This is a genomic window from Parafrankia sp. Ea1.12 (assembly GCF_900465275.1).
Taxonomy (GTDB): Bacteria; Actinomycetota; Actinomycetes; order Frankiales; family Frankiaceae; genus Parafrankia; species Parafrankia soli.
The window spans coordinates 1-231 of the sequence record NZ_UBIZ01000610.1 but is presented as its reverse complement, the minus strand read 5'-3'; the positions used below and the strand labels follow the sequence as shown (position 1 = coordinate 231).

Genomic DNA, 231 nt, shown 5'->3' with positions numbered 1-231 from the left:
CGTCGACGACGATCAGCATCCGGTCGGTAACCTCGGTCCGGACGGTTAGGACAAACCGTTCTGCGTAGGCGTTCGCGCGGGGAGCCCGGGGTGGGATCTTGACCGTGGTGATGCCGGCGTCGGCGAGAACCGCGTCGAACGATGCGGTGAACTGTCCGGCGCGGTCACGGACCAGGACCTGGAAGTCGGCAGCCCGGTCACCGAGATCCATGAGGAGGTTCCGGGCTTGTT

The 231-nt window shown here is 65.8% G+C and carries 1 pseudogene; it reads right to left on the bottom strand.

Annotation, left to right across the window (positions count from 1 at the left end):
• Positions 1-231: pseudogene (locus FMEAI12_RS32935) on the bottom strand (transposase); the annotation flags it as partial.